Origin of the sequence: Pseudomonas sp. (assembly GCF_028293835.1) — a bacterium.
In the GTDB taxonomy this organism is placed as follows: Bacteria; Pseudomonadota; Gammaproteobacteria; order Pseudomonadales; family Pseudomonadaceae; genus Aquipseudomonas.
This window is the reverse complement of the sequence record NZ_JAQGNX010000142.1, coordinates 1-10,008: the sequence shown is the minus strand read 5'-3', so window position 1 is coordinate 10,008 and position 10,008 is coordinate 1. Positions and strand designations below refer to the sequence as shown.

Below are 10,008 nucleotides of genomic sequence, written 5' to 3'. Positions count from 1 at the left end.
GCTCAGCTGGATAGAGTACTCGGCTACGAACCGAGCGGTCACAGGTTCGAATCCTGTCGAGTGCACCATTTCAAAGGTTGTTTGCAGCAATGTAAGTAACTTGTTTCAACCAGCGGTGGTCTGGTTTATCAAACACAAAATGCACTCGTAGCTCAGCTGGATAGAGTACTCGGCTACGAACCGAGCGGTCACAGGTTCGAATCCTGTCGAGTGCACCAAACACCAAAAAGCCTGCATCTGATGCGGGCTTTTTGCTGTCTAGCGTTTGGCTTTTACGCAACCGTCCTCATTGAACACGACCTGATGGCTGCGGCCATTCTTTTCGTCATAGGTGTAGCGGGTTTCTCCGTTGCGGCTGGCTATTTTATCCGGCTTGCCCAGCGCACTTTCCACATCGCGCTGGCTCATGCCACTCACGGTCCGTTGATTGATGATCGCTCGGCGACGTTCCTCACTGCTCAGCACATTGCCGCAGCCATCATCCGCTTGTCCCACCACTACCAATTCCTTTACTGCCCAACGATTGTCGGAAGACGTTGTGCGTTTGTCTCGGTGGGGTTCTGCTTCGGGGAGCAACTGAACGCGGCTGCCCGGTGCGGCGTTGTAAGCCTTTTGAAAGTGCATGCTGCTACCGCTTGGGCAGCCTTGGTAGGTGAAAGTCAGCCGTCCTGCGGAATCCTCGCAGCGCTGCACGGTCGTAGAGAGTGCTGAGGCGCAAATGCACAGCAGGGTGAAGAATAAAATGGTTTGGGCAGTGGCAGGCATCTGAGGTCCTCCATGACGCTCGCCCTGGAGCTTAGCCGTTGGCTAATGTGTAACACGCGTGTTTTCTTGTCTGGATGTGACGTCACAGCACTGTCGATATAGAACCATTGATTTAAAAACCTCTCGCAAGCGCTTGTTCTTGCCGCGATTTTGTAGGGGCGCGATAGATGCACGCGGTGTATCATGCGCCGGTCAGCCCCGTCGGGGCTTATGGAACACCTTCATGGACTTACCCAGTAGTTACTCGGCAACACGTTTTACCAATCATGAATTGACTGATTGATCTCCCCGGCGTGCTCCGCTGCTGGGAGTGGAGTTCGCCTATGACCGAAATAGAAGTAAAAAAATCGCAAGACAGCTTGCAGGACCGCCTGGCTCAAGTCATTGAGCTGTTGCAGCGTCAGCGAGTGGTCGAGGACCTGACTCATCGTCAGGAAGGCCAGCACCACGACCGTGTAGAAAACCTTGTTCACCGGCAAAACGTCGTCGAGCTGCAACGCAAGCTTGATGACCTTCACTCTGCCGACGTTGCTTACATTCTTGATGCGCTGCCCTTGCAGGACCGTCTGACGGTCTGGCAATTGGTCAAGGCCGAGCGTGACGGCGACATTCTTCTGGAAGTGTCCGATTCCGTTCGTGAGACGTTGATCGCCGACATGGCCGATCACGAGCTCCTGGCTGCGGCCAGAGAGATGGACGCCGACGAACTCGCGGACCTTGCGCCTGAACTGCCGCGTGACGTCGTACACGAACTGATGGAAGCCCTCGACGGCCAGCAACGTGAGCGCGTGCGGTCGGCGTTGTCGTACAAAGACGATCAAGTCGGCGCACTGATGGACTTCGAAATGGTGACGATCCGTGAGGACGTCAGCCTGGAAGTGGTATTGCGCTATTTGCGTCGGCTCAAAGAGCTGCCAGGCCATACCGATAAGTTGTTCGTGGTCGATCACGACGGTGTGCTCAAAGGCGTACTGCCGCTCAAGCGATTGCTGGTCAATGACCCTGATAAAAAAGTCGCGGCGGTCATGGCCAATGACACTGTCAGTTTTCACCCGGACGAAGACGCATACGACGCGGCTCAGGCCTTCGAACGTTATGACCTTATTTCTGCGCCTGTCGTTGACAAGAACGGCAAGCTGATCGGCCGTTTGACCATCGATGAAATGGTCGACCTGATTCGTGAAGAAAGCGAAAGCGAAGTCCTCAACATGGCGGGCTTGCGTGAAGAGGAAGATATCTTCGCTTCGGTCTGGAAGTCCCTGCGCAACCGTTGGGCCTGGCTGGCAGTCAATCTGATCACCGCCTTCATCGCCTCGCGGGTCATCGGCCTGTTCGAGGGCTCCATTGAAAAGCTGGTGGCCTTGGCCGCGTTGATGCCAATCGTTGCGGGCATTGGTGGAAACTCCGGCAACCAGACCATCACCATGATCGTGCGCGCCATGGCACTGGATCAGGTCAGCACCGGCAACACCTCGCGCCTGATGCGCAAAGAGTTGATCGTTGCGTTGATCAACGGCGTGGTCTGGGGCGGGGTGATTGGTGTCGTGGCCTACATGCTTTACGGCAGTTGGTCGCTGGGGGTCGTCATGACTGCCGCAATGACCCTCAATCTGTTGCTTGCGGCATTGATGGGTGTGTTGATTCCTATGACATTAGCGCGTCTTGGTCGGGACCCCGCAATGGGCGCCAGCGTGATGATTACTGCCATGACCGACAGCGGCGGCTTCTTCATTTTTCTGGGATTGGCGACGATCTTTTTGCTCTAACGCTATGTCGGCTGTTTTATCTCCGGCAGGCAGGAGATAGAGCGGTCTGACAGGTTTCAGACAGTTAGTGTGAGCGATACTCCAGGCGAATACATGTTTGTAACATCTCGATATGTATTCTACAGCCGCAAAAGTCTTTGAACTTGGCATCGACTTCAACCCGTCAGCAAAGGAGGACCCCAATGGACCCTGACCATTCTCGGTGGGTCACTCAGCTGGATGCGAAACGGGATGCAGTGGGTGCGGTGTTATTCGGCGGCGTCTAGCGCTTGATAAAATTGGTCTTCCCTTCTGTAGTTACCAGCTAGCATTCGTTTGCGTGGCCAACCTTCGTCGTGTTACCCGCCTCATAAAGTGTGCCGTGCGTTACTGCGTTGTTGCAGTGAAGTGCGCTTGTGCACTGGAGGACGTTGGCCAGTGGTCGTTGATCACGCCCGGAACGCAACTGGAAGCACCGCCATGAATAAAGTATTCCGTCATTACATCCCCGCAACGGCGCGACGGCTGCTGCCCAATCGCTGGGATTTGTTAGCCATGCCGTTGGTTATTGGCTTTTTGCTGTTTTTCTCCATAGGCGCGCGTGAGACATGGGCGCCTATTTCTACCTTGCAGAGCGAGGTCATTTCCCTCGATCCGTCCAACCTGCCGGAATACGCGATACGCACCACGTTGCGCATGCTTGCAGCCATGGTCGCGTCGTTAATCTTTACCCTGATCTACGGAACATTGGCCGCCAAAAGCCGACGCGCTGAGAAGTTGTTGGTGCCGGTTCTGGACATCCTGCAATCGGTGCCCGTACTCGGCTATATCTCATTCACCGTGACGTTTTTCTTGCTGTTGTTTCCGGGCCGCGTCCTGGGTGCGGAGTGCGCTGCCATTTTCGCGATCTTCACCAGCCAAGCGTGGAACATGACCTTCAGCTTCTATCAGTCGCTGCGAATGTTGCCCCGTGATTTGGAGGAGGTGGCGCAGAACATTCAACTGTCGGGATGGCAGAAATTCTGGAAGCTGGACGTGCCGTTCGCTATGCCGGGACTGGTCTGGAACATGATGATGAGCATGTCCGGCGGTTGGTTCTTTGTGGTCGCTTCGGAGGCTATAACCGTCGGCGATAAAACCATCACCTTGCCAGGCGTAGGTTCTTATCTAGCGACCGCCATTGCCCAACAAGACATGCACGCCGTGGGCTATGTGATTGTGGCCATGGTGGCGGTGATTCTGATCTACGATCAGTTTTTGTTTCGGCCGCTGGTGGCCTGGGCGGACAAATTCCGCATGGAAGACACTGCGTCTCAAGGCGGCTCGCCTGAATCCTGGGTGCTCAATCTGATTCAGCGAACCCGGGTCATTCAGCGTCTGTTGCGTCCGTTTGCGCGGGGCATCAGCCGTATCGGCCATATGCGCTTGAGTCTGCCGCGCTCCAGGTCAGCGGCCCTCAAGCACAGCGCCGCCACGTCGCGGCTGATCGATTTCATCTGGGGCAGCGTCATCGCGGCGCTGACGCTGTATGCGTTGTACCGGATAGGGATTTACGTCGGCACCGAGGTCACCCTCAGTGAGGTCTGGCATGTGCTAGGTCTGGCGATGATTACCCTGCTGCGGGTGGTGTTACTGATTGTGATTGCGTCAGTGGTCTGGGTGCCGTTGGGTGTGCTGATTGGCTTGCGACCAAGGCTCGCTGAAAAGATCCAGCCGCTGGCGCAGTTCCTGGCGGCTTTTCCGGCGAACCTGCTGTTTCCGGTGTTTGTCATTGTCATTTTGCACTACCACCTGGACCCGGACATCTGGCTGAGCCCGCTAATCGTGTTGGGCACTCAGTGGTACATCCTGTTCAACGTCATCGCGGGTGCCAGTGCCTTTCCAAACGACTTCCGGGAGGCGGCTGCCAACTTTCGTATTCGCGGCTGGCTGTGGTGGCGCAAGGTCATGCTGCCAGGCATTTTTCCCTACTACGTGACCGGGGCGATCACGGCTTCCGGTGGCGCATGGAATGCCAGTATCGTTTCTGAATATGTTTCGTGGGGCCAGGACAAAGTGGTGGCGCACGGTCTGGGTGCTTACATCGCTCAAACCACCGCCGCCGGCGACTTTCCGAAAATTACCCTGGGTGTGGTGGTAATGTCGCTGTTTGTCGTGGCCTTCAATCGCTTGGTGTGGCGCCCGATGTATGCCATCGCTGAAAACAAACTCCGTCTGAATTAACTGGAGTCGATCCTATGAATACATTCACTGCACATGCCGGCGCCCCACGCGAAATCTATTCTCTGCGTCAAGTCAGCCGCAGTTTTGGCAAAGGCAAAGACGAACTGCAGGTGCTCAGTAACGTCGATCTGACCCTGCGCGAAGGCGAGATTGTCGGCATGCTCGGCCGTTCCGGTTCCGGCAAATCAACGTTACTGCGGGTCATAGCCGGGCTGATCGAACCGTCAGGGGGCGAAGTTCGCTACAACGGCACCTTGCTGAACGGCCCAGCCGAAGGCGTTGCCATGGTCTTTCAGACGTTTGCCCTGTTCCCATGGCTGACCGTACTGGAAAACGTAGAAGCCGGTCTGCAAGCGCTGCAAGTAGAGCCCAAAGAATCGCGTAAGCGCGCTCTCGCCGCCATCGACTTGATCGGTCTCGACGGTTTTGAAAACGCCTACCCCCGGGAGTTGTCTGGCGGTATGCGGCAACGGGTGGGTTTTGCCCGGGGCCTGGTGGTTAATCCAACCTTGTTGCTGATGGATGAGCCATTTTCGGCCCTGGACGTGTTGACCGCTGAGACCCTGCGCTCCGATCTATTGGATCTGTGGAGCGGTAAGCAGCTGCCAATCAAATCCATCTTGATCGTGACCCACAACATCGAAGAAGCGGTGCTGATGTGCGACCGCATTTTGGTGTTGTCGTCGAACCCAGGCCGGGTCGTGGCGGAAATCAAAGTGCCGTTTGGACAACCCCGTAACCGCCTGGATCCGATATTTCGGCGCATGGTCGACGACATTTACGCCCTGATGACCGACCGCCGCAGCGCGGATGCAACCACCGGAAAAGCCGAGCTGCAAATGGGCAGCCCGCTGCCAGAAGTCTCTACTAACCTGATAGCCGGCCTGATCGAGGCGCTGGCAGCCGAGCCTTACCACGGTCACGCAGGGTTACCCGACGTCTCGGCGCGGTTGTTGTTGGAAGTGGATGATTTGTTCCCGGTAGCGGAGATGCTTGAGTACTTGAGTTTCGCCGAGCTCAAGGGCGCAGAGATTGCGCTCACCGAAGCCGGCAAACTATTTGCCGACTATGGAACCCAAGAGCGCAAAAAGATGTTTGCCGAACACTTGGTCAAGCACGTGCCGCTGGCCGCGCGCATCCGCCAGGTATTGCAGGAGCGGAACGGGCATTGGGCGCCACGGGTGCGTTTTGAGCAAGAGCTGGAGGACTCGTTAAACGAGTCCATCGCGAAGGAAACGCTGGACAGCGTAATCAGCTGGGGGCGATACGCAGAGATATTTTCCTACAACGACCACACTGAAATATTCAGCCTGGAAGATATGGAAGGCAGTGTGTAGCGCAGGTTAAATGCGATGAAATCGCGGTCCAGCCACGGGGGCGCGATTTCAGCGTGAATCAGGCAAAGAAAATACAGAAAAAAGCCAGCAAGCTGGCCTGAATAGTCGAGCTGGCTGTCACGACTCGTCGTCTGCAGCGAGTTCGGTGTCATGAGCGATCAATGAAACGAGCGCATTTTGCTGACGATGGGAAAGTTGGCGAAAACGTTGCAGTAATTCACGCTCATGCAGAGACAACTCAGGGCTGTCAAGACGCAGGCTAGGTTCGTCACCCAAGGCACCTTCTTGAATCAAGCTCTGTTCAAGACGAGCAATGATTTCGGAATTCATGCTCCGGTGATGATTTTTTGCTACCTGGTAGACACGATCGCGCATGCCGTCAGGTAGTCGAACAACAAATTTATCAGCCGTTCGGCTGGAATAAATAGCCTGTTTCATAGGGCTCATATTTTTAACCGGTTAGTTCAGGGGGGAGAGCGGTTCCAGCACTTGGCCGCTAGATGTCATGCTGTGACAGTCTTTTCGTACAAATGTTCAACCTGAATCGTTCAGAGGCCAGCATCATGCCTCATTTCGCCGGTTCCTTGGCGTCAAATCTGTGACAAATAGTGCACGGCCTAAAGGCTATTTGCCAGCACCAATTATCCAAATTGTGCACTGATTTGCAAAGTATTCCTGTCCTCATTGACCTAAACAGCAATTTCAGGCCAATACCCCTGAGACCGACGCTACGTAGCCGTGGTCTTAGCTTAGAAGTGTTTGCGGGTTTTGCTAGGGGTTGCAGCCAAATTGACTGAACGGGCAGGGCGCGGCGTTTAGCTCAGCGAAGCAGTGGATCGAATTTGATTTTTCGACCGACCACCAATGCGACAACAAACAGCACAAGAAAGGTTCCGGTAGCGATTTTCAATACGAGACTGGCGACGTTTTCGTCAAACGGAAGGGAGATGTCGAGTGCAATGGCCATTACCGCCAGGATGAGGAACGACAACGCAGATTTTGACATGGCAATTCTCCAGAAGCGTGAGCGTGCGGATTAACAGAGCCCTCTACTACTCAGTTCAAAACACCCAACGTTCGGAGCGATCAATCGACGTCGGCGCGACTTCATTGCTGTCAGCGGCAAGCATAGCCTGAATTCCACGCTGCTGATGCAAGACCGCCACGTGTGCAGCTTCGTGCATCATGCGTGAAGGCTTAGCTAAAGCATGAACCTGTTCGGTTTCATTACCGCTACCCTGAAATTGAAAGGTCACCAAAGCGATCAGTGCAGCTGCATTCAGGAATGAAAGAACAATGTTGTTCATGTCGAGCACCTTCGTGTGGAACTTTTGTAGGAATATTCTGTATGAGTAATAGAGTGCACGGCGTGTGCCAAGCTTTGATTTAAAAATAATTCCTTAAAAATCAATGAGTTGATTGGAGTGGCAAAGGGAGGGGTAGTGCAGTTTGCAATGATGGCCTATTGGGGTAGTGCAAAATGCACGACGGGTTTTGACGGACGGGACGGAAGGATCATTCGCAGGTACGGGACTACAGGTTAAAAAGCCACGGATGACATGACAAAACCGGGCCTTGCCGTTAACATGCTCGCCGTCCTCGCTGGCACCTCTCTGTGTGCTGGCTCATGTGTCTCAGTAGCTCAATTGGATAGAGCATCCCCCTCCTAAGGGGAAGGCTGGCAGTTCGAACCTGCCCTGGGACACCATACAACTCAAGCAGTTAGCGCAAACCTGCGCTGACCTCCTCGACCTTTCTCCCATCCTGGCCTCACTCTGGTCCAATAACGGCCGTTGATGCTGCTGCGTCCAATGCGCGGAGGGTATGTGACCGCCAAATGGCGAACAGTGGGTCCGTCAATCGTTTGCATGTCCACGGGCATTGCGGCGAATGGTTTGAGGGGGATGACCGAAGACTCGCAAAAACGCTCGGCGCATTCTGTCGGGATCAGCAAAACCGGCTTCTCGTGCAACGACGTCAATTGACAACCGTCCCTGCTCGAGCATGAGAAGCGCTGCTTCTAGTCGCAAATTCTCGACGGCTTTCGCAGGCGATTGCCCTGTTTCCTCACGAAATGCGCGGGTGAACTGTCGCACGCTTAAATTAGCCACTTCAGCAAGCCTATGCACCGTCAGCGGGATGTGCAAATTGCTTTTCGCAAATACCAATGCGGTTTGGATTCGATCGGTTTTGGCATCGAGGTCCAGTAATGTCGAATGCTGTAACTGTCCTCCCGCACGTCGATGGGACATGACCATTCGCTTGGCGATAGTCCGTGCCACCTTTATACCAAGGTCCGCTTCTACCATCGAAATGGCGAGGTCGGTGCCCGCGGTCATGCCCGCGGATGTCCATACCGGACCGTCCACGATAAATATACGATCTTCTTCGACCTTGATTCTCGGGTAGGTCGATTGCAATTTCTGCGCGTGGGCCCAGTGGGTCGTTGCGCGTCGATCATCAAGAATACCGGCCTGAGCCAAAAAGAAGGCTCCCGTGCACATTGAGGCAACGCGTCGAGTGTTATTCACCGCGCTGCTTAAATACTCGTTGAGTGCCGGGGTCGCCGTATAAACGCTATCGATGACACCGCCGATGATCACCGTGTCGAAACCGCCGTCATCAAAGGGCTCAGTCATTACTGAATATCCAAGTGAACTTCGCACTGGCCCACCGCTTTCGGATATCAAGCGTATGTCGTAGTGAGGGTCTTTGGTCATCCGGTTCGCCATTTCGAACACCGTCAGGCCAGCGAAAATCATGACCTGGAAATTTGGAACGACGATGTAGCCGATACGCAACATGGCAAACCCTGGAAAGTTGTATAGACGGTTTGCGCCTGATAGGCAGGCGCCGTATGTGCGGCGGGCAGTTGTTCAGGCATTGCTTTCGCGGTCACGTCTGAAGCGCGGCGATTCTAGCTGTCGATGCTGACGCGGTCTGCGTCACTGCGCAAGTTTGGCCAGAATTGTCGGATATATGGCCTTCCGACCAGGTTTCCAGCTTCTATCATGAGCGGGTTCCCGAGTTAATGCACACCACTTCGAGGCAATCCTATGGACAGCAATATCACTGCGCCTGCGCGTACTTTGCCACCCGCGGATCATCCGGCGCAGGGGCAAAAACCTCGAAGCGCTGTTGGTCATAGTCTCAAGGAATACGACGTCAGCACCAACGGCATCACCCTGCACGTAACCGAGCAAGGAGAGGGGCCGGCGGTGCTTTTTTGTCATGGTTTTCCGGATACGTCCTATACGTGGCGACGGCAAATGCAAGCCGTATCGTTAGCCGGATATCGAGCAATTGCTCCTGATATGCGCGGGTATGGACGCAGCTCGGCTCCGTTGGACCCAAGCGTGTATACGCCGCTGCAGACGGTCGGCGATCTGGTTGGACTGCTTGATGCTCTAGCAATCCCCACTGCTGTCCTTGTGGGCCATGACTGGGGAGCAACCCATGCGTGGCAAGCGGCGCTGATGCGTCCCGATCGATTCAAGGCTGTGTTCTGCCTGAGCGTTCCCTACGTTCCGCGAGGTGAAGTGAGTGTCTTCGAAAGAATGCGCCAGTCCGGCCATCAGGATGCCTTCTACATGTTCGAACAGATCCGCCCAGACGCCGATCAGATCTGGGCCGAAGCCGCGGTCACTCTCCCGGGGATTCTGTATTGGGCATCGGGGTCTGCTCCGGCCGACAAGCGGTGGAGCCCGATGGATCCGGCGCGAAGCCTTTACCGAGCGGCCCCTGGACCGTTGCCCGCCTGGGCGGACCCCGATTACGTCGCTCACAACATTGCGCAAGTCCAGCGCACTGGCTTTCATGGTGGTCTGAATTACTACCGAGCTGCCGAAGCGTATTTCCATTTGTCCGCTCCGTGGAAGGGGGCGAAGGTGACCCAACCGTCCTTTTTCATCTGGGGCAAGGCGGATGGCTTGAAAGAA

9 protein-coding genes and 2 tRNA genes are annotated in these 10,008 nt (G+C 55.1%); 6 read left to right on the top strand and 5 right to left on the bottom strand.

Annotated elements, in window-relative coordinates; all coding sequences use genetic code 11:
- Positions 1 to 141 precede the first annotated feature (141 nt).
- Positions 142 to 218 (top strand) — tRNA-Arg (locus JWR17_RS19530).
- A 40-nt stretch (positions 219 to 258) separates the two neighbouring features.
- On the opposite strand, the gene JWR17_RS19525 is transcribed toward JWR17_RS19530, so the two are convergent.
- Positions 259 to 765, bottom strand: a complete 507-nt coding sequence (locus JWR17_RS19525) for a cell envelope protein SmpA (protein ID WP_299833908.1) — start codon at positions 763 to 765, stop codon at positions 259 to 261.
- Between the two features lie 323 nt (positions 766 to 1,088).
- On the opposite strand from JWR17_RS19525, the gene mgtE reads away from it, so the two are divergent.
- The 3 genes from mgtE (at position 1,089) to JWR17_RS19510 (ending at position 6,070) form a co-directional block, all read left to right on the top strand.
- Positions 1,089 to 2,531, top strand: a complete 1,443-nt coding sequence (mgtE, locus tag JWR17_RS19520) for a magnesium transporter (protein ID WP_299833906.1) — start codon at positions 1,089 to 1,091, stop codon at positions 2,529 to 2,531.
- 459 nt (positions 2,532 to 2,990) lie between these two features.
- Positions 2,991 to 4,733: an ABC transporter permease subunit gene (locus JWR17_RS19515; protein ID WP_299833903.1), complete on the top strand. Its 1,743-nt coding sequence runs from the start codon at positions 2,991 to 2,993 to the stop codon at positions 4,731 to 4,733.
- A gap of 14 nt (positions 4,734 to 4,747) precedes the next feature.
- Positions 4,748 to 6,070: a nitrate/sulfonate/bicarbonate ABC transporter ATP-binding protein gene (locus JWR17_RS19510; protein WP_299833901.1), complete on the top strand. Its 1,323-nt coding sequence runs from the start codon at positions 4,748 to 4,750 to the stop codon at positions 6,068 to 6,070.
- Between the two features lie 117 nt (positions 6,071 to 6,187).
- Here JWR17_RS19510 and JWR17_RS19505 read toward each other — a convergent pair whose 3' ends face one another.
- From JWR17_RS19505 to JWR17_RS19495, 3 genes are all read right to left on the bottom strand, one after another.
- The gene (locus JWR17_RS19505; RefSeq protein WP_297842157.1) at positions 6,188 to 6,517 is read right to left on the bottom strand and encodes an Arc family DNA-binding protein; all 330 of its coding nucleotides are present in this window, start codon (positions 6,515 to 6,517) and stop codon (positions 6,188 to 6,190) included.
- A gap of 373 nt (positions 6,518 to 6,890) precedes the next feature.
- On the bottom strand, positions 6,891 to 7,076 hold the full coding sequence (locus tag JWR17_RS19500) for a PA3371 family protein (RefSeq protein ID WP_299833899.1): 186 nt from the start codon (positions 7,074 to 7,076) through the stop codon (positions 6,891 to 6,893).
- A 55-nt stretch (positions 7,077 to 7,131) separates the two neighbouring features.
- Positions 7,132 to 7,377 carry a hypothetical protein gene (locus JWR17_RS19495; RefSeq protein ID WP_299833896.1) on the bottom strand — a complete coding sequence of 82 codons (246 nt, stop codon included), beginning with the start codon at positions 7,375 to 7,377 and terminating at the stop codon, positions 7,132 to 7,134.
- A gap of 324 nt (positions 7,378 to 7,701) precedes the next feature.
- Here JWR17_RS19495 and JWR17_RS19490 point away from each other — a divergent pair.
- Positions 7,702 to 7,778: transfer RNA gene (locus JWR17_RS19490), tRNA-Arg, on the top strand.
- Positions 7,779 to 7,926: 148 nt separating this feature from the next.
- Here the strand turns inward: JWR17_RS19490 and JWR17_RS19485 are convergent.
- Positions 7,927 to 8,874, bottom strand: a complete 948-nt coding sequence (locus JWR17_RS19485) for a GlxA family transcriptional regulator (protein ID WP_299833894.1) — start codon at positions 8,872 to 8,874, stop codon at positions 7,927 to 7,929.
- A gap of 252 nt (positions 8,875 to 9,126) precedes the next feature.
- Here JWR17_RS19485 and JWR17_RS19480 point away from each other — a divergent pair.
- On the top strand, positions 9,127 to 10,008 hold an 882-nt coding region (locus tag JWR17_RS19480; RefSeq protein WP_299833893.1), incomplete at its 3' end, for an alpha/beta hydrolase.